Raw genomic sequence first — 20,002 nt, forward strand, 5'->3', positions numbered from 1 at the left:
TTAAGTTTTGTGAAGTTATGGCCAAACCAGATAAGCAAGTCGACACGTTAAAAGTTCCTCCCCATTCAATTGAAGCTGAGCAATCTGTTTTAGGTGGTTTAATGCTTGATAATCAAGCGTTTGACCGTGTTGCTGAGTTAGTGGTTGCACAGGATTTTTATACCCGCACCCACAAGCTAATTTTTGAAGCAATGGTGAGCCTTGCTGAAAGTGGCGATCCAATCGATTTGATCACTATTTCTGAGAGCTTAGAGAAAAACAATCAGTTAAGTAGTGTTGGTGGCTTTGCTTACCTTGCTGAAATTGCCAAAAACACACCAAGTGCGGCGAACATTGATGCTTACGCGAATATCGTACGAGAGCGCGCTGTTATTCGAGAAATGATTGGTGTTGCGAACGAAATTGCAGAAGCTGGTTTTAGCCCAGAAGGGCGTACCAGCCATGACCTGCTCGACTTTGCTGAAAGTAAAGTATTTAAAATTGCAGAGCAGCGCAGTAAAAGCACTGAAGGTCCACAAAGCTTACACAGTATCTTAGAAAAAACCGTTGATAAGATTGAAGAGCTTTACCAGTCGCCGCAAGATGGTGTGACCGGCGTAAGTACGGGTTATACCGATCTGGATAAAATGACGGCGGGTATGCAGCCTTCTGACCTTATCATTGTGGCGGCACGTCCATCGATGGGTAAAACGACCTTTGCGATGAACTTAGCCGAACACGCAGCTATGACACAAGATAAGCCAGTACTCATTTACTCACTAGAGATGCCTTCAGAGCAAATCATGATGAGGATGCTGGCATCACTAGGTCGTATTAACCAAACTAAGGTGCGTACCGGTCAGCTTGATGATGATGATTGGGCACGTCTGTCGTCAACCATGGGCTTGTTGATGGAAAAAGGTAAAATGTATGTGGATGATGCATCAGGCCTAACACCAACGGATGTGCGCTCGCGTGCACGTCGTATTGCCCGCGACCATGGCGGTATTAGTATGATCATGGTTGACTACTTGCAGTTAATGCGTGTGCCAAGCTTATCAGATAACCGTACATTAGAGATTGCTGAAATATCTCGTTCATTAAAAGCACTGGCAAAAGAGCTGCAGTGTCCAGTTATTGCACTATCGCAGCTTAACCGTACCCTAGAGCAACGTGCTGATAAACGCCCAATCAACTCCGACTTACGTGAATCAGGCTCAATCGAGCAGGATGCCGACTTAATCATGTTTATTTACCGTGATGAAGTGTATAACGAAGACAGTACAGAAAAAGGCGTGGCCGAAATCATCATTGGTAAACAGCGTAACGGTCCAATCGGTAAAGTACGCTTAACGTTCCAAGGTCAATTCTCGCGTTTTGATAACTACGCGGGCCCAGCGATAGACGACGAATACTAATGCGCTTAGCCATTGCCGAAATCAACCTACAAGCACTCGCTCATAATTTAGCGCAAGTGAAACGCTTTGCGCCTGGTTGTAAAGTTATGGCGGTGCTAAAAGCCAACGCCTATGGCCATGGCTTAGTAAAAATTGCCCAATACTTAAATGATGCCGACGCTTTTGCGGTTGCACGTATTGACGAAGCATTAGCACTGCGTGCTGGCGGACTGACAAAACCGATTGTGTTGCTTGAAGGCTTTTTTCATCAAGACGATTTACCGATCTTGCTTGCCAATAACTTTCAAACCATTATTCACGATGAAAATCAGCTGACAACGCTTGAAAACACAAGCCTTGATGCACCAATTGCATGCTGGTTAAAAGTGAATACGGGTATGCATCGACTGGGTATTGCTCCTTCGCAATTCGAGTCTTTCTACAATCGCTTAAAAGCAAGCCCAAATGCCCGTGATGACATTAAGTTAATGACGCATTTCTCGTGCGCCGACGACATCAATGATGAAAAAACAGCCCAGCAAATAGCCTTATTTGACTCACTAGCGAGTGACAAGACAGAGCAACATTGCCTTGCAAACTCTGCTGGCATTATTGCCTGGCCAAAAGGTCATGGTGAGTGGGTGCGCCCAGGATTGATGCTGTATGGTGTATCGCCTATGCTCAACGGTGTTGGTCAACAACATGGCTTAGAACCTGTTATGCGTTTAAAAACGCGTGTTATCGCAATACGCGATGTCGATGCTGAACAGTGTGTTGGCTATGGTGGGCGTTGGCATAGCGATAAACCGACTAAGCTTGCAGTGGTTGCGATGGGCTATGGGGATGGTTATCCACGCCATGCCGAGCAGGGCACACCTGTGGTTATCAAATCACAACGCTATGGTATTGTTGGCAGTGTAGCGATGGATATGATCACGGTGGATATTGGTGATAACCGCGACAACATCAAGGTTGGTGACGAGGTGATCATGTGGGGGCCAGAGCTTCCCGTTGAAGAGATTGCCCAGTGCGCAACAACCATTCCGTACGAGTTACTGTGTAATATCACCCCACGCGTAAGTTACGAGTATCAAGAGTAACTTTGTTACTCTTTAATAAAATACACGTCACTGAATCCCATTCGTGCGAATTCTTGATCACGAAAGTTACGTACTGCCGCAGAGCCTTTTGAAGTCATTTCGACTTGCTGTTCCATCTTTAAATAATTCGTTAAATCAATGCCTTCAGCCGCTGCGATTGCATGGTACATATCGCGGTATTTATCTTTTGCAAAATTGATTTCGCGAGGCTGGTTTTTAAATTTGTAAGTGATGCGGCGTGCCATAATGAATCCTCAATGTTTATCGGGGCTGATTTTACACTAAAAAATAGTCATAGCCATGACTTGTTAGTACAAGCGGGTTACAATGCAATACTTTTCAAAGACTCGGTAACTCATAATGAAACTTTCAGTAGAGATCAGTAAGTACCCACTACATCAAGACTACATTCCGTTTATCAAGGGCTTTATTGACCGTGTAAACAGTTACGAAGGGCTTAAAGTGATCACCAATACCTTATCTACTCAGATTTTTGGTGACTATGATTTAGTGATGTCTGTACTTAATACTGAAATCAAACGTTCTTATGAAGAGTTTGGTAAAGCTATTTTTGTTTGTAAGTTCTTACATGGTGACTTGTCGCCTAGCGAAGACTAATCTCTAAAGTAGCGCGTGTTATGGAATTTTTGAGCGAAACCTTCTCAGGCTTTACTGCCATGTCGCATTGGGAATACATTGCCGTTGCATTGTCGATGGCGTATTTACTGTTAGCGATTAAAGAAAGCTTATGGTGTTGGCCTGCCGCGTTTGTGAGCACCTTTATTTATACCGTAATGTACTGGAATGGCGCACTGTTGATGGAGTCGCTCCTTAATTTTTACTACATGTATATGGCGGTATATGGTTGGGTGGTTTGGCGCAGGGGAATGAACAATAAAGATCATCTGCCCATTATTTCATGGTCGTTAAAGCGTCATGCGGTGATTTTGCTTGCCACCTCACTGGCCTCAGTTGCCATTGGATTTGTGATGACCAATTACACTCACGCCGATTTTGCTTATTTAGATAGTTTTACCACCTGTTTTGCAGTGGTGACAACCTACCTTGTTGCCAAGAAGGTGCTGGAAAACTGGTTGTACTGGATTGTAATTGATGCAGCTTCTATGTATCTATACTTTGAAAAAGGGTATTACCCAACCTTAGTACTTTTCGTGTTTTACACCATTATGGCCGCGTGGGGCTTTAAAACTTGGTATGAAGAATACGAGCAGCATCAGGCTAAGCCGCTTGCACAGCTATAGATGAAGACAGAGCAACAAATTCACGCGCTCTTTACGCGCTTCAACTCACGTTTAGTTATTACTTCAATCAGCCCGCTGGTTGAGGGGCTAAGCAATGATAACTACCTAGTTAAAACAGCAAGCCAAGATTTTCTGGTTAAGCACTATCGCGACCACTGGCCGGCGATAGGCCTTGCAGCGCAAGCGCATTTTGCAAAGCAAAGCTGCTGCCCAGCCCCACTTTGGTTAGAGCAAGCAACCGATACGGCTATTTTCGAATACGTGGCAGGCAGTATTGCCAGCGGTGATTTTTGTAGTAGCTTATTGCCCGACTTAGTTAATTTACATCGTTATCCTGTGTTAACCGAGCCGATGGATATTGCCTACGAAATTAACTACTACCAGCAAACAGCGCGTTATCAGCAACATGCTGAGCTAATTAAGCAGTCTCTGGCTTATATTGCTTCAGCGCCTAAAGACATGGGTTTTTGTCATAATGATTTAGTGAAAGAAAATATCATTGTGAATGAGACGGGTATGTTTTTAATCGACTTTGAATATGCCAAAAGTAACGATGTTTACTTCGACTTAGCTGCGCTGGTGGTGAGCTTTGCGTTAAATGATGAGCAGCAACTAGTGTTGCTTGAACGCTATCAAGCATTAGTGTGCGAACATCACGAATTTAACTTATCAGTTGAAAAGCTCGCAGCGTTTCATGCGCTGTTTTTACTTTTATGTATTTGTTGGTACGAACAACGTGGTGCAATGGATAAAGTGGCGCCACTGCTTACACAGCTTAACCACTTTATAGAAAAAGTTAAAAATTAAAGACCGCCAATTCGTTCGGCAAGTTCTTTATATTTTTTTACGTCTTCTGGATCAAACAAAGGCTCACCTTTGTCATCTTGTGATTTCGAGATCAGTAAATGTTCGCGAGCGAGTCGTTTTACGCGTTCGACTTTTACACCTAAAAACTCCGCGACTTGCTCTGTAGACATTAAACTCATGATCAAATTCCCCTTACATGGCAATGACTGCCACCTTGTTATTAATTTTATTAAGTATACGTTAATACATTGGTTCTGCACTAATGTGAAGCATTTTAATGCAAATTGCTGAATTTGTGCGCATATAAAGGCCTCGACGCTAGCATTTAGTGCAAGATGCCATTATCATTGCCGGGTTGTCATGCTGATATCGCGAGTCAGTATTGATGACGACAAATGTGCTCTCGTGGTGAAATGGATATCACGTGGCCCTCCGGAGGCTAAGTTGCAGGTTCGATCCCTGCCGAGAGCGCCATTTGCTCTTCACGTTAATATCTTCTAAGCTCGATTTATTCCTTTAGCAATCTCAAAAAGCCAATGACTTATCAACCCATCGCCTGTGGTGACTACGATAAATACGAATTATGGTGCATGCATAACTCCTTTTTACGCATTTCCTTAGACTCTGGTGAACAGTTAGAAGGTAAGGCAGAGACCTTGAAGATACTGAACCCCGATGGTGAGCACCTGATTTTGGCAACAAAAAAAGGCGAACATGCCGTCCGCCTTGATTTAATTAAAAAGGTTGTCGAGTTATAGCCACTTCTTATTTTTAAAGTAAATGCCAATCCCAACGGTGAGCACCACCAAGAAAATAATAAATAAGCTAAATGCGTAAGGGCTTTCAGTGCCCGGAATACCGCCTACGTTTACACCTAGTAAGCCAGTTAAAAAGCCAAGTGGTAAAAACAGTGCAGCAACCACCGACATCACATACATGCGCTGGTTTAGTTGCTCAGACACTTGGCTAGTAATCGCTTGTTGAATAATTTGCGCGCGTTCAATTGAGCTATCTAGCTCTTCTAAGTAACGGATCAACATATTGGTTGTTTCGTTTAGGCGTGCTTTATCGTCTTCATCTAACCACTTATATTTATTGTTTAATAAAGTGATAAGGGCTTCTTTCTGTGGTCTTAAATAACGTTTTAATGCGATTGTTTGGCGGCGAATTTGCGCTAATGATTGATGATCAAAGCCTTTGTTTGGCTCGTCAATTTCATCTTCAAAACCATCGAGTGTGTCATCTAAACTGTCGATAACAGCTTGCATACGTGAGGTTAGGTTTTGTGCCAATTGGCATACTAATTCAGAGATTGAGCAAGGACCATTGCTGCCATCAAATGATTCAACAACATCCTGCACGGATAGCAAACGGCGCTTACGTGTTGTGATCAGAATGTTTTCATTGATGAATAAACGCAACGAGACCATGTCTTCAGGGCTTTGTGCTGGATTTAGGTTTACACCTCGTAAAAACAGCATGTTACCATTAGTGACCTTGGTCAGACGCGGACGTGTTTCATCGGCAATCAGAGATTCAAGCTCGTAATCAGTTAATAAGTTACTTTGCTCAAGCCATGCAACGGCTTCAGCTTGGCTGTAATCCATGTGCACCCAAAGTTTACCGTGCTCAGGTTGCCAATTTTGCAGCTCAGTACTATTTTCTATAGCACGTGCGCCGCCTTGTTCGTCTAAAATTAAGACATGAAGTAACCCATTGATCATATTGAACTCTCGTTTTACAAATAGTGCGATATAGTTGATTATAGTTTAGCCTACGTCAATTAAATCGATTTATCGAGGGGATAAATTATTTTCGTTGGTGTTTCTAGCTCTGTAGCGTATAAGACACTTTTTTAAAGAGGGCACATTAATGAGCGCAAAAATTATTGTTGGCTGGCGAGAATGGCTTGGCCTGCCTGAACTGGGAATAGAAAAAATCAAAGCAAAAGTTGATACTGGGGCAAGAACTTCATGCATTCATGCTTTTGACATTGAGGAATTTTCAGAAAATGGCGAAACATGGGTGAAATTTACTACCCATCCTCTGCAAGAAGATGTAGAAACAACGGTAGAGTGCCGTGCCAAAGTGGTTGAGCGTAAATACGTGACCAGTTCAAGCGGTCAGCGTGAACTTCGCTACTTTATCGAAACAAAATTAGTCGCAGGTGACCAAAGCTGGCCTGTAAGGGTAACTTTAAGTAACCGTTCAACAATGAAGTTTAGAATGTTGTTAGGGCGTACAGCAATGGAAAATCGCATAGTCGTTGACCCGGCTTTATCTCATTTATTATAGGAAAAAGACTTTCACACGTTGCTACGTGTGTGAGTTTATCAGTTAAGGTTTTTAACTATGAAACTTGGTATTTTATCTCGCAACCAAAATTTATATTCAACACGTCGCTTAATCGAAGCTGCAGAGCAACGTGGCCACGAAGTGAAAGTAATTGATGCACTTCGTTGTTATATGAACATCAACTCAGAGCAACCAGAAATTCACTACCGCGGTGAAAATTTAAAAGATTTTGATGCCATCGTACCGCGCATCGGTTCGTCGGTGACTTTCTATGGCTGTGCGGTTTTACGTCAGTTTGAAATGATGGGTGTATTCCCAGTGAATGAATCGGTCGCTATTAGCCGCTCTCGTGACAAGTTACGTTCATTACAATTATTGTCACGTAAAGGCGTAGGTATGCCAGTGACAGGCTTTGCGAGTAAGCCTGATGACGTTAAAGACTTATTAAGCATGGTAGGCGGCACGCCAGTCGTTATTAAACTACTTGAAGGTACGCAAGGTATCGGTGTGGTATTAGCGGAAACACGTAAAGCAGCAGAAAGCGTAATTGAAGCGTTTATGGGTTTAAAAGCGAATATCATGGTGCAAGAGTACATCAAAGAAGCCGGTGGTGCAGACATTCGTTGTTTCGTTTTAGGTGACAAAGTAATTGCTGCTATGAAGCGTCAAGCGCAAGAAGGTGAATTCCGCTCTAACTTACACCGTGGTGGTAGCGCGACGTTGGTTCGTATTACTCCTGAAGAAAGAAGAACGGCGGTTGCAGCTGCTAAAGCAATGGGCTTAAACGTGGCAGGTGTTGATTTACTTCGCTCTGCACGTGGTCCATTGGTGATGGAAGTTAACTCATCACCAGGCCTAGAAGGTATTGAAGTGGCAACTGGTAAAGATATTGCTGGCATGATCGTTGAGTTTATTGAAAAAACAGCGGCATCAAAAAGAACAGCAACGCGTGGTAAAGGCTAGGCCTTTTGGTATAAGCGCTCTATTAAAAGGAACAGTGCGTGGCTAAGGTTAAGAAAAATACATCGTTTTCAATTTTAGGTGATACGGTGGGAGTTGGTGAACGTAAGACATTTGCGATTGAAGCTGCCAAGCTTTATACCCACTCGCCGTTGAATATTCCTATTGAAGTGGTAAATGGTGTGCAGCAAGGACCTGTATTAATGGTGTGTGCTGCAATTCATGGTGACGAGCTCAATGGTGTTGAGGTTGTTAGGCAATTGCTGGCTAAAATCGAGCCAGAGCAATTGCGCGGTACTATTATTGCGGTGCCGATTGTGAATGTGTTTGGTTTTATTCATAAGTCACGCTACTTACCTGACCGACGTGATATGAACCGTAGTTTTCCGGGTTCAACCCGTGGTTCATTAGCTGGGCGTATGGCCAATGCCTTTTTCTCGCAAGTTGCAGTGCATTGTACGCACATTATTGATTTACACACTGGTGCAATTCACCGTACGAACTTGCCGCAAATTCGTGCTAATTTGAGCGACCCTGCAACAGCAGCCATGGCGAAAGCGTTTGGTACTCCAGCGGTGATTGATGCGTCACTTCGTAATGGTTCATTACGCAGTGAAGCGGCTAACTTAGGTATTCCAGTGATTACTTATGAAGCGGGTGAAGCGCTTCGCTTTGACCCAATTGCGATTGCTGCAGGTGTGCAAGGTGTTGATTATGTCATGCGTCATTTAAAAATGGTGCGTGGTAAGCGCGCTAAGAAACTGCCAGAGCCAGTGATTGCAAGCTCGACGAGCTGGATACGTGCCGAAGTTGACGGCATTGTTCGTGCACAAGTATCACTGGGTGAGCGAGTGATGAAAGGGCAGGTTTTAGCTTATATTAGCAGCCCGCTTGGCGATGCTGAGCTTGAACTACTCGCGCCGCGCAGTGGTATTGTGATTGGTCAACAAACCATGCCGCTTGTAAACGAGGGGGATGCTGTATTCCATCTTGCTTACTTTGCTCATGCAAATAGTATTGTAGAGCAGCAACTTGAAAACTTTATTGATGAAATAAGCGATATTGAAGACGAGTTAAAAACCGCAGATTTAAATAACTAGTACCATCTTGTGTTATTAAAAAAGCCAAACTATCTGTTTGGCTTTTTTGTATCCGCTCCTCCTGATCTATTACTTGACCTTAGAGTAAGTACAAGGTTTATACTTTTTTTACTTACTTAATAGTTGTCGATTAACGAACAGATCAAAGATGAAAATATTTCTATTTTACACAGGTTTATTAACGCTTGTTATTTCACTTACGCACGGCTTTTTTACAGAGCAAAGTGTTGTTCACATTGTGTTATTTCACCCTTTAGTCATTTTATTTAGTTTTATATTAATCGCCTATGGGAGCAGAAAAAAACACCCTTTTAACTGCTCTTTGCGTTAATTTTAAGCGGCTATTTTTTTGGACCTAAAATGCGCTTTATGGTTGGCGCTTTAGTCGCTGTTGGTGGGTTCTTTAACACCATTACAGGGCGGGTAACAAAGATGTTGTTTGGGTAAATGACCTTGTGGCCATCAACATGCTCAAGCACGACGTTCATCAAGCCCATTTCTATAATGCGGCCTTCTAAGAAGTTTGCACCGTCAATTACTCTCACCCAAAAACCAACGCGGCAGTCGTTTTGAATAAACATTAGCAAGAAGGCTGTTAGGTTACTCAGCAACGACCAAGCAGCAAAAAGCGCGACACCCAGCATGGCAAAAATGGACGAGCCAAGTACTAATAATCCTCGTAGCTCAATACCCCAAAAAACCAGCACTAAACACAGCATAACAATGGCAAGAATGATATTGAGTAACAGCTCAGCGCGGTATTCACGATGTGGATCCGCTTTGCCTTTAATTGCTTTTAATAGCAGTTTTTTGGTAGTTTTACGAAGCAGCGGGTAAAGCAAAATCGCGATAATAGTCACGATTAAGTGGTATTGCTCGTTAAAGAATTCGGCGAAGTCCAAAAGGGTTCCTAAGTTAATATTTTACGTATCGATTTTAGCGTCTTAGGCACAGAATAACACTATCTAAAAGGTATTTTTAACCGTTACCAGCCATTGCACAGAGTCAATATCGTCATCTTGTTTGTTAATGGGTGCTGCAATATCTAGGTGAATAACTGTACCGGCATTGGCGCGGCTTGGCGCTAAGCGAAGGCCTACACCCACATTTTGTAGTACGTTACCATTGGCACCGTTATCTTTGTCGTTATACCAAGCTCTACCAATATCATAAAACGCGGCACCACCGACTTTGAACAATTGCAGTAAGTCATATTCCCAGTAGTAGCGTTTCTCTAAGGTCACTAAAAAGCTACGGTCGCCTACTTGGTAGTCAAGCGGGTAACCACGTAGACCATTCTCACCACCAATAGTGAGTTGTTTATCAGCAGTGAGGTTTTCAGCATACTCAAGCCGTACTTTAGCGTACCAGCTTTGTCTTAGTGTGGTATTGAGGTAATACTGTAGCTGTGTGCTAGCAAATAGGTTTTCGACATCATCGATTTCTTCATTCCAGTAGCCATCAAGGTCTGCCTTAAAGCGCCATAACTGGTTGTCTCCAGAGTAATGTGCTTTTGATAAAGATAACGAATAAATAGTACGGCTGGCATCGTCACTAAAATCTTTGCTTGAATAACCGAGTAAGGCATGGATATTCCAACCGAGGTTTAAATCTTCTGTACGGTAGATGCTATCAAAGTTTCTGACTTTAACGTAATGATCTTCAAACCACTGGCCACTAACATAAGGGTAACTTAGCGTTCTATCTTCAGCGATGGGGAAGCGCGTGAATGGTGTCTCTTTAAAGGTTTCTTCGCGGTTTTCGATGCCAAGCTTAATACGCTGGGTCCAATTATTACCAAGTTGTGATGAGTGACCGAAGTAAGCGCGGTTTAATAAGGTTTTTTGCTCAAACTCGCTAACTACATCGCCGCGATAGTAAAGTGATTCTCGGCGCTGATCTGAGTAACTCGTTGCGCCATAACTGTAGGGCGTATCAATCGAGAAAAACGGGTAGCTAACATCAATATAATGACGTTTGCCATCATCGTTGTCAGAATATTCTAAGCGGCCTTGATAGCGGCTAGAGAATATATGCGGGTCATCATACACAAACAGGTAACCTGTGCGGTCTGCATCTCGAGTACGGGTAAACGACACCCGTTTACCCCAACCTAAAAAGTTAGATTCGCGAAATCCGATACTCGACTCATTCTTACCACCACTGCGGCTAAAGCTGATTTCAGGTAATAAGGTCCACAAATCGCGCGTAATGACTTTTACATGTACGTTGCCATCACAATCGAGCTTTGCGTTGATACGCGCATCATATAAGTAGCCTTGTTTACGCAGTAATCGTTCTGACTCAAGTAATTTACGTGGACTATAAATGTCACCTTCTTGAAACAATAAAACGCTGTGTATTACCTCTGGCTCAGTGGTCATATGAGCGCGATTAGCAAAGCGGAACAAAAAGTTATTCTCTTCTTCAAGCTCAGTGTTAAAGACGTTAAGTTGTTCAAGTTCAATAGTGGCTATTTTGCGGTTATTAGCGGCATCGGGCAGGGGATTATCGGCATCGAGCTGGCGGCGTAGGTTATTATCTTGTGATTTAAGCGTGCGTTGGTTTTGACAATAATTATTATCGTCAGTAAACAACTGCTCTGCATGAACATTAGCTGCCATGCAGACTGGCAATAATATTATTAACCTAGTAGCAAAGTGCGACTGCTTAAATCCCATTTACACCCTTAGTTGAGTATGTCCTATGCAACTACTACATACTAAGCGTGGAAAAAAGTCTAGCTTATTATTGTAATTGCGCGACCAAATATTGTTGAAGTTGCGGTAATGCAGCACTGGCTTCGATACCCTCAGCATTAATCCAAATACTTTCACTGTAATGTTCAAAGTTTAGATTAAAACTATGATCTGTAAAGTGAAAGCGTAATTGATGGCGATCAGCACCGGCATCAAAATCGGCGGTCGTTATGGCTGGAGCGTGTAAGAAAAGCGTCGCCCAAAGCTCAAAGTCTTCGTCGTGTGGAAGCTCGCTTGGTATTACAAGGATGATGGCATGTTCGGCATCATATTCGAGTTCAGTCATAGCAGTCCTAATTAGCGGCTAAGTAGTCGCGAATGGCGTTTAAAAACGGCGCGCCGTACTTGTTAAGTTTGGTAAAGCCAACACCCGACACTTTTAAAAACTCACTGTCGTTGGTTGGCATGAGCTGCGCCATTTCAGCAAGGGTTTTATCATTGAATACCACATAAGGTGGTACATCATCGGCATCGGCCAGTTCTTTACGTAAGGCACGTAATTTCGCAAACAGCTTTTTATCGTAATTAAACTGAGCGAGTTTATCTTGGTAAACGTGCTTAGCTTGTAAGCGAGGCTCAGCAAGCTGCAGTGCATATTCACTTTTAAGTACCGCTCGGGCGGCTTCGGTTAAGCGTAATGATGAACCTTGGGTAATATCTTGGCTCAATAATCCTTGATGGATAAGCTGCCTTAAAATACTTAGCCAGAATTCCACACTGTGCTCTTTACCTATGCCATAGGTGCTGAGCTGGTGGTGATTGTTATCACGAATACGGCTCGTGTTTGCGCCGCGCAGTAACTCAACAATATAACCAATCCCAAAACGTTGCTCAGCACGATACACACACGACAAGGCTTGTTGTGCGACAAGCGTGCCATCAAAGCTGGTGGGTGGGTTTAAGCAAATATCACAGTTACCACAGGTTTCGCGCTTATATTCACTAAAATAATTGAGCAAGATTTGTCTGCGGCATGTTTGTGCTTCGGCGAAGCTTGCCATGGCATTAAAGCGCTGTTCTTCAACACGACGACGTTGCTCGTCTTCAATGTCTTCAAAAAAGCGGCGTACGCGGCCTATGTCTGCTGGATCAAAATACATAATCGCTTCAGCTGCCAAGCCATCACGACCAGCACGGCCGGTTTCTTGGTAATAGGCTTCGATACTTTTTGGAATATCGTAATGCACCAAAAAACGTACGTTTGGTTTATTAATTCCCATGCCAAAGGCCACAGTCGCAACCACAATTTGAATATCGTCACGGGCAAAGCCTGTTTGCACAAACTGTCGTTGTTCATTACTCATACCCGCATGGTAGGCGGCAGCATTGAACCCTGCGTCAGCAAGTTTTTCAGCGACATCATCAACCCGTTTACGGCTGGTGCAATAGATAATACCACTTTGATTTTGCTGTTCTTTTAAATAACGAAGTAGCTGCACCATAGGTTTAAATTTTTCTTCGATGGTGTAACGAATGTTCGGTCTATCGAAGCTGCCAGTGTGCACGTAAGGATGGTTAAGCTGTAGCTGCTCAATTATATCGTAACGAGTTGCTTTATCTGCTGTTGCTGTGAGTGCCATCATAGGCACATGCATAAAGCGTTGCTTTAACTCGTTGAGTCGACAGTAATGTGGCCTAAAGTCATGACCCCAATGCGACACACAGTGGGCTTCATCAATCGCAAAAAGTGCGAGCTTAAGGTGGCTCAAGCGCTCTAAAAATTCGTGTTGCAGTACTTTTTCTGGTGCTACATATAACAGCTTTATTTGCCCATAATGCAATTGCTGATAGACAGCTTGTTGCTCTTCAAAAGGCAGGCTGTTATTGATGTACGCCGCTTGTACACCGAGTGCTCTTAGTTGAGCAACTTGGTCTTGCATTAAAGAAATAAGCGGCGAGATAACCACAGTTACACCATCGAGGATCAAAGCGGGTACTTGATAGCATAATGATTTGCCTCCACCGGTTGGTAGAAGAACAAGCGAGTCTTGTCCGTCTAGCGCAGCGGCTATAATCGCTTCTTGGCCATCACGAAAATCCTTGTAACCAAACACTTGTTTGAGTACAGCTTGTGGTGATCGAATGGGTGTGTTGGACGTTGCGGTATTGGTATTCATCGCCGAACATTTTAGTGGTTTTTTATAGCGATGTCTTTAGCAATATACACAAACGACCTCAAGATGCAGAATTCAGCGTTTCACAGGTGCTTAATATCAAGGCGTTAGTTTGCAACAATGGCAGTCCCTTTTAAGAAGTAAATACATGGGTTTATTTAGCGGGTTTTGGTTGCGTCACTGCAGAGGGGGCGTAAAATAGCGTTTTTAAACTATAAAGCCAAACTTATGCCTACCAACATTGAGCAGCGAAAAGGCGTTATTTTCGCGTGTTTAGCCTTTTTTATGTGGGGTCTTGCACCCATCTACTTTAAGCTTTTACAGCAGATATCTGCGTTTGAAATCTTAATGCACCGTGTTATTTGGTCGGTGTTATTTTTACTTCTTATTATTGCTGCTCGTCATCAATGGCAACGTATTCGAGTCGTGCTTGGGCAACCCAAATTGTTACTGATGCTGGTGATCACAGCAAGCTTACTCGGCTTTAATTGGGGCTTATTTATTTGGGCAGTGAACAATAATCACATGCTCGATGCTAGTTTAGGGTATTACATCAACCCACTACTAAACGTGTTACTTGGTATGTTGTTTTTAGGTGAGCGACTGCGTAAATGGCAAGGCGTTGCGGTTGGTCTAGCGCTTTGTGGTGTGTTGCTACAGCTAGTGAGCTTTGGTTCATTCCCTGTGGTTGCTTTCTCATTAGCAGGATCGTTTGCTATTTATGGGTTACTACGTAAAAAGTTACCAATCGAATCATTGCCAGGGTTATTGCTTGAAGCACTTATTTTATTGCCCGTTGCGCTTATTTACTGGTGGTTGATGGCACCTTCTGCAAGCACTGATCTAACCGCGAATGATTGGCATATTAACGTGTTACTCATTAGTGCTGGTGTGGTGACGACCTTACCGCTGTTATGTTTTACCGGTGCAGCAAAACGCCTTCAGTACAGTACATTAGGCTTTTTTCAGTACATTGGCCCAAGCTTAATGTTTATGCTTGCGGTGGCGTTTTACGGTGAGGTATTTGATGCTGAGCGTGTTGTTACGTTTGCGTGTATTTGGAGTGCTTTGGCATTATTCAGTTGGGATTCGTACCGTCAAAGTCGTAAGCAACGCAAAGCGAAATTAGAGGCGGTAACTAAGCCTGTATAGGCTTAGTTTACTAATTTGTTTCGACCTGACTCTTTTGCTTGATAAAGCTTTAAATCGGCCTGTTTTATTAGTTCATCTAAACTGTAAACAGGCCCATTATGAAAACCAATCGACAACGTAAACTTAATACGGTCTTTACTGAACTCAGGGCTGTGTTTTTCAACAAATAAGCGGAATTTTTCTAAACGCTGCAACGATTCATTGGCGTCTTGATCAGCAAAATACACGGCAAATTCTTCACCGCCAAAGCGGCCTACTAAGTTTTCTTCAAAATACTTTGCCATACATTGCGATAAGCCTTTAAGCACTTCATCACCGGCATCATGACCATAGTTATCATTAATCGATTTAAAGTAGTCAATATCAATCATGGCTAGCGAAACTGAGGTATTTGCCAATTTAGCGGCTTTTAACTGGCTGTTTGCTTCACCAAAGAAATAGCGGCGGTTGGGAAGTTTGGTAAGGTAATCCGTGTTAGCTTGTAAACGAATAGTCTTGATGTTTTCAAGCATGTCGACGTTTTGGCTAAGCCGACAATAAAACTCTTCATTGTTAAATGGCTTTCGAAGGTAATCGTCTGCGCCTGATTTTAAAAAACGTGTTGAAAGGTGCAAGGTATCGTAAGCCGAAATACCAATCACGGCTTTTTCATCGTTTGAGTATAAACGGCGAATTTCGACACACAGCTCATCACCATTCATATTTGGCATTTCATTGTCAGTGATGATCACCGAAATTTTGGGGTTTTCTGCTAGAACTTTTAAAGCATCAATACCATCAACGGCTTCGAGAGTTTGGTATTTGTGCCGAGTTAATAAGTTACATATATGATGGCGTGTTGCCGCTGAATCATCGACGACCAATACCAATATTTGCTCGTTACGAGGTAAGCGAGCGAGTTGCTTTTCTAAATATTGATAGGCTTGTTTATTTTCTTTGGTGATGTAGTCAATGATGGGGTGTTTCTCAACGATGTTACGCGTTGTTTCGTCAAGGTTACCGGTCATTACGATGGTAGGAATGTCAGCTGCAATCGTGCAGGGCACTGCTTCACCGGTTGGTGCATCAGGAAGAATAAAGTCAACCACGGCGCAAAAATAGCTGTGCTTGCTAATTAGCTCTTTTGCTTCTGCTAAAGAACCTGCGATATCAGCTTCATAGCCAACTTTTTGCGCGATATGTTTTTGCACTCGCGCAATGGTTGGCGTATCTTCAATTATTAATATTCTTCGAGTCACAACGTGCCTTGTAATAACTTATTGGCGAAACAAAAGTTATTACCAGTTTTAACCCTAAAAGGGTAAAAAAGCAAATCGTTATAGGCTGTCTGACTCAGAATAATATTCAACACTTTGTGGTGTTGGGCTCGCGATACGTGAGCGTCCAAATAACGTGTGAAACTTGGTTTTACAGGTTGTTTGTTTTAGGTATTTGATCCAAGCTCGCTCTACTGCGTTTGTTGCTTCAAGGTTACCAGTAACAACTTGCACAAATTGAGTTTGAAATTCATTTTGTGGTTCTAGGGTTTTGTTGTATAAACCCTTTAATACAACACCATGCTGTTCGAGAATGTCGGCTTCTAGCAAAGTGAAGTGACCACTACGACCAAAACCGCGTGGGAAGTTTTGATCATCATAAAATTGACGTTGGCTTGCAAATGCCTGACGAAGTGATGAAATGTCATTGCTCATGGCTTTATCCTCATGCCCTATTTTCTTGCAGGAGTATGGATCAAGTTGCCGATTTTATTAAACAAGTTATTTTTATCGTAAGGGTAAAAAATGGATATCGATTTATTGAAGACTTTTGTCGAAGTGGTCCGTACTCGCCATTTCGGTAAAGCAGCTGAAAATTTATATATTACACAGTCTGCGGTGAGTTTTCGGATCCGACAATTAGAGCAAGGTTTAGGCGTTAACTTATTTATTCGTCAGCGTAACAACATTCAGTTAACGGCACCGGGTGAGCGACTTCTGCCGCACGCACAAATGATCATAACCGGTATGCAGCGGGCAAAAGTCGATGTAGCTCTTGCTGATAACATGCATAAGCAAATCAGTTTAGCAGGTACACCTAATATTTGGGATGCTTTTTTACAGTTTGGGATCACAAATATTGTTTCTGCTATGCCGGGTGTCTCTTTGGTCGCAGAAGTAAAAGCCCAACAAGAAAGCACCCGCTTATTATTAGAGCGTACATTAGACTTAGCGGTGCTATTCGATCCACCTAAAGTAGACGAATTAGTTGTTGAGCGAATTTGTGAGTTACCTATTATTCCGGTGAGTGCATTCGAAACAGCTAACAGTGATAACTTTTTTGATAATCAATATGTCTATGTTGATTGGGGCACATCATTTTCACTTTGGCATGCGCGTGAATTCAACGGCCACGCACCGCCTTATTTCAGAACCAGTACGGGTCGTATTGCGCTTGATTTAATTTTGAAGTGTGGCGGCAGTGCGTTCATTCCTCAGTTATTAGTTGAAGAGCAACTCAAAGCGGGTGACCTCTATCATGTTAAAGATGTAGCGCATACCTCGCGAGACGTGTTTGTAGCGTACCACAGAGATAACGAACAAACGCCTTTATTAGAGAAGTTAGTAACGCTATTAACCGAACTGCAAATAAAAGCTTAAATTAAATTTAAACTAGCTTTCATAAAAATTTAATGCGGGAACAGTTAGTTACGTTTTTATTTCAAAATTAATTACAATTTATGAAGGTAAATTGACGCTTTTATTTCAATTGTCATCTTTCTGTCATTTTTCGCTGTCACACTGCGCGCATTGAAACACAACATGTGTTTTTTGTTGCGATTATTGAGGAAACGACATGAAATTTGCAAAGTCTAGCTTATTCCTAGCTTTATTTGGTGGTTTATCTTTTTCTGCATTAGCTGATGTAGATGTATATGGTAAAGCAAACGTGACTGTTCAATCATCAGATGATGGCGAAGGGTCTTTCACTGAAATTAAAAGCAATAACTCACGTTTTGGCTTAAAAGGTTCAGAAAAAATTTCTGAAGGCTTAGAAGCGGTTTATAAATTTGAGTTTGGTGTTGACGTATCTGACGCTGATTCAAAAGGCGACAACGAAGACAACATCACTGCACGTAACCAATATGTTGGTGTTAAAGGCAGCTTTGGTCAAGTTGTTATCGGTCGTAACGATACAGCTATGAAGCAATCTCAAGGTAAAGTTGATTTATTCAATGACCTTGAAGCGGATATCAAAAATGGTTTCAAAGGTGAAAATCGTTTAGGTAACACAATTTCTTATGCTTCTAACGATTTTAGCGGCTTCAAAGTACTAGCGACTTACGTAGCTGAAGACTCAGTTGATGCAGACAACGGTTACTCTGTAGCTGTAACTTACGGTGATGCAGGTCTTAAGAAAAGCAACATCTACGCATCAGTAGCAGCTGATAGCGAAGTAAAAGGCTACGACATTGTTCGTGCAACCGTACAAGGTAAACTAGGTGACTTTAAACTAGGCGCTATGTACCAAACACAAGAGAAAGTAGATGGTAGCGCAGAGGCCGATGGTTACTTAGTAAATGCTGCTTACCAAATGAATAGCAATACTTTCAAAGTACAGTATCAAGTAATCGACTTTGATGAAGGCGATAAGAAAACGGCTATTTCTGCAGGTGTTGACCACAAGCTTAGCAAAAACACTAAAGTATTTGGTTTCTACTCAACGTTTGATACAGATAATCAAGTTGACCAAGATTACCTAGGTGTTGGTATTGAATACAAGTTCTAATCCAACCCTTGGATAACTCCCTAACTTGTCGGCCCAGCTAATTAGCTGGGCTTTTTTATTTCTCTAAAAATAAATTTATACAGCAGATCGCGCGTTGAGTAGTGGTTAAGCTTGTGCGTAGTCTGATTTGCCAGCAAGCCAGCGCTGAATCAGTTTATCGGTAAGCGCTGGGTAGTCGTTCAATATTTTGAAGGCAATGGGTCTGACATAATTCAGTGTTTGTTTGTCGCGGTTTAGGTCGGCGATTTTAAATTCAGCCAAGCCTGTTTGTTTGGTGCCAAGTACTTCACCAGGGCCACGAATTTCAAGATCTCGCTCAGCAATCACAAAACCATCATTACTTTCACGCAGCACAGCTAAACGTTTTTGCGCTGTGGCTGACAGTGGCGCATGATAGAGTAAAACACAATGTGATGCCGTTGCCCCACGACCAACACGGCCGCGCAGCTGGTGTAGTTGAGCAAGCCCTAATCGTTCAGGGTTTTCAATGATAATAAGGCTGGCATTGGGCACATCAACACCCACTTCAATTACGGTTGTGGCAACGAGTACATGAATATTACCCGCTTTAAACTCACTCATAATGGCTTGTTTTTCTGCGGCTTTCATCCGGCCATGCACTAAGCCAACGTTTAGCTCTGGCAGTGCTGTTTTTAATTGCTCAGCGCTATCCTCGGCGGCTTGGCATTGCAGTACTTCAGATTCATCAATCAAGGTGCAAACCCAATACACTTGACGGCCTTGCTCAGTGCACGCTGTTCTAACACGTTGAATGATTTCGTCTCGACGTGCATCAGGAATAGCCACCGTTGTGATAGGCGTTCTACCGGGTGGTAACTCGTCAATCACTGAGGTTTCTAAATCTGCATAGGCTGTCATTGCCAAGGTTCGCGGAATAGGGGTTGCCGTCATCACTAATTGGTGCGGGTAACAGTCACCAAAGCGGCCTTTTTCGCGCAGTGATAAGCGCTGATGAACACCAAAGCGATGTTGCTCATCAATAATAATTAAAACGAGATTGTTAAACTCAACCTGCTCTTGGAATAACGCATGGGTGCCAACAATCATTTGTGCTTCCCCAGAGGCAATTTTCTCTAGGGTTGCAGTACGCTCTTTGCCTTTACTTTTGCCACCTAACCAAGCAACTTCAATACCTAGTTGATTAAACCACTGGCTAAAGTTAATGCCATGCTGCTCTGATAAAATTTCAGTCGGTGCCATTAGCGCCACTTGGTAACCTTCGCTTATCGCTGTGAGCGCACTGAGTGCTGCAACTAAGGTTTTACCCGAGCCAACATCGCCTTGTACTAAG

Annotated in this window: 22 protein-coding genes and 1 tRNA gene; 13 read left to right on the forward strand and 10 right to left on the reverse strand. The window is 42.7% G+C overall.

The window, feature by feature from the left end; translation table 11 throughout:
• Positions 1–17 precede the first annotated feature (17 nt).
• Both dnaB and alr read left to right on the forward strand, forming a co-directional pair.
• A complete protein-coding gene (gene dnaB / locus C2M25_RS21550; protein ID WP_063699817.1) occupies positions 18–1,397 on the forward strand; it encodes a replicative DNA helicase in 1,380 nt (459 codons plus the stop codon).
• Positions 1,397–2,476 carry an alanine racemase gene (alr, locus tag C2M25_RS21555; protein ID WP_105174937.1) on the forward strand — a complete coding sequence of 360 codons (1,080 nt, stop codon included), beginning with the start codon at positions 1,397–1,399 and terminating at the stop codon, positions 2,474–2,476. Before dnaB ends, alr begins: the two co-directional genes overlap by 1 nt.
• 5 nt (positions 2,477–2,481) lie before the next feature.
• On the opposite strand, the gene C2M25_RS21560 is transcribed toward alr, so the two are convergent.
• Positions 2,482–2,721, reverse strand: coding sequence for a DUF2960 domain-containing protein (locus C2M25_RS21560; RefSeq protein WP_054554201.1), 240 nt, complete (start codon positions 2,719–2,721; stop codon positions 2,482–2,484).
• A gap of 115 nt (positions 2,722–2,836) precedes the next feature.
• On the opposite strand from C2M25_RS21560, the gene C2M25_RS21565 reads away from it, so the two are divergent.
• The 3 genes from C2M25_RS21565 to C2M25_RS21575 are packed head-to-tail and all read left to right on the forward strand — an operon-like array spanning position 2,837 to position 4,545.
• Positions 2,837–3,094, forward strand: a complete 258-nt coding sequence (locus C2M25_RS21565) for a YkoF family thiamine/hydroxymethylpyrimidine-binding protein (RefSeq protein ID WP_054563401.1) — start codon at positions 2,837–2,839, stop codon at positions 3,092–3,094.
• A gap of 20 nt (positions 3,095–3,114) precedes the next feature.
• Positions 3,115–3,738 (forward strand): nicotinamide riboside transporter PnuC, encoded by a 624-nt coding sequence (gene pnuC, locus C2M25_RS21570; RefSeq protein WP_058583797.1) that lies wholly within the window; start codon positions 3,115–3,117, stop codon positions 3,736–3,738.
• Entirely contained in the window at positions 3,739–4,545 is an 807-nt protein-coding gene (locus tag C2M25_RS21575) for a phosphotransferase family protein (RefSeq protein WP_105174936.1), read from the forward strand.
• Here C2M25_RS21575 and C2M25_RS21580 read toward each other — a convergent pair.
• On the reverse strand, positions 4,542–4,724 hold the full coding sequence (locus C2M25_RS21580; RefSeq protein ID WP_054563404.1) for a helix-turn-helix domain-containing protein: 183 nt from the start codon (positions 4,722–4,724) through the stop codon (positions 4,542–4,544). The genes C2M25_RS21575 and C2M25_RS21580 overlap by 4 nt on opposite strands.
• 220 nt (positions 4,725–4,944) lie before the next feature.
• Here C2M25_RS21580 and C2M25_RS21585 point away from each other — a divergent pair.
• Both C2M25_RS21585 and C2M25_RS21590 read left to right on the forward strand, forming a co-directional pair.
• A tRNA-Arg gene (locus tag C2M25_RS21585) sits at positions 4,945–5,019 on the forward strand.
• Positions 5,020–5,081: 62 nt separating this feature from the next.
• The gene (locus C2M25_RS21590; protein WP_105174935.1) at positions 5,082–5,303 is read left to right on the forward strand and encodes a Rho-binding antiterminator; all 222 of its coding nucleotides are present in this window, start codon (positions 5,082–5,084) and stop codon (positions 5,301–5,303) included.
• Here the strand turns inward: C2M25_RS21590 and zntB are convergent.
• Positions 5,298–6,269, reverse strand: coding sequence for a zinc transporter ZntB (zntB, locus tag C2M25_RS21595; RefSeq protein ID WP_105174934.1), 972 nt, complete (start codon positions 6,267–6,269; stop codon positions 5,298–5,300). The genes C2M25_RS21590 and zntB overlap by 6 nt on opposite strands.
• 148 nt (positions 6,270–6,417) lie before the next feature.
• Here zntB and C2M25_RS21600 point away from each other — a divergent pair, with 148 nt between their 5' ends.
• From C2M25_RS21600 to C2M25_RS21610, 3 genes are read left to right on the forward strand one after another with little or no spacing between them, the layout of a single operon-like run.
• Positions 6,418–6,840, forward strand: coding sequence for an ATP-dependent zinc protease family protein (locus C2M25_RS21600; RefSeq protein WP_063699806.1), 423 nt, complete (start codon positions 6,418–6,420; stop codon positions 6,838–6,840).
• A gap of 57 nt (positions 6,841–6,897) precedes the next feature.
• Positions 6,898–7,803, forward strand: coding sequence for a 30S ribosomal protein S6--L-glutamate ligase (gene rimK, locus C2M25_RS21605; protein WP_063699803.1), 906 nt, complete (start codon positions 6,898–6,900; stop codon positions 7,801–7,803).
• A 38-nt stretch (positions 7,804–7,841) separates the two neighbouring features.
• Positions 7,842–8,900 carry a succinylglutamate desuccinylase/aspartoacylase family protein gene (locus C2M25_RS21610; protein WP_063699801.1) on the forward strand — a complete coding sequence of 353 codons (1,059 nt, stop codon included), beginning with the start codon at positions 7,842–7,844 and terminating at the stop codon, positions 8,898–8,900.
• A 341-nt stretch (positions 8,901–9,241) separates the two neighbouring features.
• Here C2M25_RS21610 and C2M25_RS21620 read toward each other — a convergent pair whose 3' ends face one another.
• The 4 genes from C2M25_RS21620 to recQ all read right to left on the reverse strand — a co-directional run bounded on the left by C2M25_RS21620 (position 9,242) and on the right by recQ (position 13,776).
• Complete coding sequence (locus C2M25_RS21620; protein WP_105182098.1) at positions 9,242–9,802, reverse strand: mechanosensitive ion channel domain-containing protein; 561 nt, start codon at positions 9,800–9,802, stop codon at positions 9,242–9,244.
• A 63-nt stretch (positions 9,803–9,865) separates the two neighbouring features.
• Positions 9,866–11,524 (reverse strand): BamA/TamA family outer membrane protein, encoded by a 1,659-nt coding sequence (locus C2M25_RS21625; protein ID WP_105182099.1) that lies wholly within the window; start codon positions 11,522–11,524, stop codon positions 9,866–9,868.
• A gap of 124 nt (positions 11,525–11,648) precedes the next feature.
• Positions 11,649–11,945 (reverse strand): DUF3630 family protein, encoded by a 297-nt coding sequence (locus C2M25_RS21630; RefSeq protein ID WP_105182100.1) that lies wholly within the window; start codon positions 11,943–11,945, stop codon positions 11,649–11,651.
• A 7-nt stretch (positions 11,946–11,952) separates the two neighbouring features.
• A complete protein-coding gene (gene recQ, locus C2M25_RS21635) occupies positions 11,953–13,776 on the reverse strand; it encodes a DNA helicase RecQ (RefSeq protein WP_105182101.1) in 1,824 nt (607 codons plus the stop codon).
• A gap of 225 nt (positions 13,777–14,001) precedes the next feature.
• Between recQ and rarD the strand changes: the two genes are divergently transcribed.
• A complete protein-coding gene (gene rarD / locus C2M25_RS21640; protein ID WP_105182102.1) occupies positions 14,002–14,925 on the forward strand; it encodes an EamA family transporter RarD in 924 nt (307 codons plus the stop codon).
• Between the two features lie 2 nt (positions 14,926–14,927).
• On the opposite strand, the gene C2M25_RS21645 is transcribed toward rarD, so the two are convergent.
• Together C2M25_RS21645 and C2M25_RS21650 are read right to left on the reverse strand one after the other, a co-directional pair.
• On the reverse strand, positions 14,928–16,163 hold the full coding sequence (locus tag C2M25_RS21645; RefSeq protein ID WP_105174929.1) for a diguanylate cyclase: 1,236 nt from the start codon (positions 16,161–16,163) through the stop codon (positions 14,928–14,930).
• Between the two features lie 78 nt (positions 16,164–16,241).
• On the reverse strand, positions 16,242–16,616 hold the full coding sequence (locus C2M25_RS21650; protein ID WP_063699788.1) for a DUF413 domain-containing protein: 375 nt from the start codon (positions 16,614–16,616) through the stop codon (positions 16,242–16,244).
• 90 nt (positions 16,617–16,706) lie between these two features.
• Here C2M25_RS21650 and C2M25_RS21655 point away from each other — a divergent pair, with 90 nt between their 5' ends.
• Both C2M25_RS21655 and C2M25_RS21660 read left to right on the forward strand, forming a co-directional pair.
• Positions 16,707–17,561, forward strand: coding sequence for a LysR family transcriptional regulator (locus tag C2M25_RS21655; protein ID WP_063699786.1), 855 nt, complete (start codon positions 16,707–16,709; stop codon positions 17,559–17,561).
• 196 nt (positions 17,562–17,757) lie between these two features.
• Positions 17,758–18,690 (forward strand): porin, encoded by a 933-nt coding sequence (locus C2M25_RS21660; protein WP_063699784.1) that lies wholly within the window; start codon positions 17,758–17,760, stop codon positions 18,688–18,690.
• A 105-nt stretch (positions 18,691–18,795) separates the two neighbouring features.
• Here C2M25_RS21660 and C2M25_RS21665 read toward each other — a convergent pair.
• A partial coding sequence (locus C2M25_RS21665) for an ATP-dependent DNA helicase RecG (protein WP_158679777.1) occupies positions 18,796–20,002 on the reverse strand: 1,207 nt, incomplete at its 5' end.

It is taken from the genome of Pseudoalteromonas sp. T1lg21 (assembly GCF_002964625.1).
Lineage (GTDB): Bacteria > Pseudomonadota > Gammaproteobacteria > Enterobacterales > Alteromonadaceae > Pseudoalteromonas > Pseudoalteromonas gelatinilytica.

Excerpts from the sequence above, each read along its gene's own strand:
- dnaB (WP_063699817.1), top strand. The coding sequence starts at position 18 with ATGGCCAAACCAGATAAGCAAGTCGACACGTTAAAAGTTCCTCCCCAT.
- alr (WP_105174937.1), top strand. The coding sequence starts at position 1,397 with ATGCGCTTAGCCATTGCCGAAATCAACCTACAAGCACTCGCTCATAAT.
- C2M25_RS21560 (WP_054554201.1), bottom strand. The coding sequence starts at position 2,721 with ATGGCACGCCGCATCACTTACAAATTTAAAAACCAGCCTCGCGAAATC.
- C2M25_RS21565 (WP_054563401.1), top strand. The coding sequence starts at position 2,837 with ATGAAACTTTCAGTAGAGATCAGTAAGTACCCACTACATCAAGACTAC.
- pnuC (WP_058583797.1), top strand. The coding sequence starts at position 3,115 with ATGGAATTTTTGAGCGAAACCTTCTCAGGCTTTACTGCCATGTCGCAT.
- C2M25_RS21575 (WP_105174936.1), top strand. The coding sequence starts at position 3,739 with ATGAAGACAGAGCAACAAATTCACGCGCTCTTTACGCGCTTCAACTCA.
- C2M25_RS21580 (WP_054563404.1), bottom strand. The coding sequence starts at position 4,724 with ATGAGTTTAATGTCTACAGAGCAAGTCGCGGAGTTTTTAGGTGTAAAA.
- C2M25_RS21590 (WP_105174935.1), top strand. The coding sequence starts at position 5,082 with ATGACTTATCAACCCATCGCCTGTGGTGACTACGATAAATACGAATTA.
- zntB (WP_105174934.1), bottom strand. The coding sequence starts at position 6,269 with ATGATCAATGGGTTACTTCATGTCTTAATTTTAGACGAACAAGGCGGC.
- C2M25_RS21600 (WP_063699806.1), top strand. The coding sequence starts at position 6,418 with ATGAGCGCAAAAATTATTGTTGGCTGGCGAGAATGGCTTGGCCTGCCT.
- rimK (WP_063699803.1), top strand. The coding sequence starts at position 6,898 with ATGAAACTTGGTATTTTATCTCGCAACCAAAATTTATATTCAACACGT.
- C2M25_RS21625 (WP_105182099.1), bottom strand. The coding sequence starts at position 11,524 with ATGGCAGCTAATGTTCATGCAGAGCAGTTGTTTACTGACGATAATAAT.
- C2M25_RS21630 (WP_105182100.1), bottom strand. The coding sequence starts at position 11,945 with ATGACTGAACTCGAATATGATGCCGAACATGCCATCATCCTTGTAATA.
- recQ (WP_105182101.1), bottom strand. The coding sequence starts at position 13,776 with ATGAATACCAATACCGCAACGTCCAACACACCCATTCGATCACCACAA.
- rarD (WP_105182102.1), top strand. The coding sequence starts at position 14,002 with ATGCCTACCAACATTGAGCAGCGAAAAGGCGTTATTTTCGCGTGTTTA.
- C2M25_RS21650 (WP_063699788.1), bottom strand. The coding sequence starts at position 16,616 with ATGAGCAATGACATTTCATCACTTCGTCAGGCATTTGCAAGCCAACGT.
- C2M25_RS21655 (WP_063699786.1), top strand. The coding sequence starts at position 16,707 with ATGGATATCGATTTATTGAAGACTTTTGTCGAAGTGGTCCGTACTCGC.
- C2M25_RS21660 (WP_063699784.1), top strand. The coding sequence starts at position 17,758 with ATGAAATTTGCAAAGTCTAGCTTATTCCTAGCTTTATTTGGTGGTTTA.